Origin of the sequence: Achromobacter sp. SIMBA_011 (assembly GCF_046535435.1) — a bacterium.
Lineage (GTDB): Bacteria > Pseudomonadota > Gammaproteobacteria > Burkholderiales > Burkholderiaceae_B > Achromobacter > Achromobacter dolens.
In genome coordinates this window covers 1-258 of the sequence record NZ_JAWRWN010000770.1, presented here as the reverse complement: position 1 = coordinate 258, position 258 = coordinate 1, and the positions used below count along the sequence as shown (strand labels likewise).

Here is a 258-nt window from a genome sequence, read left to right as displayed (position 1 = left end):
GTTCGCGATGCGCGACGTATTCGACACGCCCGACCTCGCGGAACTCGACGACCGCATCGTGAACGGCACCTACGAACCGGCGCCCGGCGAGCCGTTTCCGCTGGCGCTCTTCACGGCGCCGCGCGTGGACTTCTCGCTGCATCGCCTGAAGCACTACACGGCCACGGCGCCCACGCACTTCCAGAACTACGTGCTTTATACGAACTATCAGTTCTATATCGACGAGTTCGTTAAGCTGGGCCGCGCCATGATGGCGCG

The 258-nt window shown here is 63.2% G+C and carries 1 pseudogene; it reads left to right on the top strand.

The window, feature by feature from the left end:
- Positions 1–258 (top strand): annotated as a pseudogene (locus tag SB816_RS33075) (AMP nucleosidase); the annotation flags it as partial.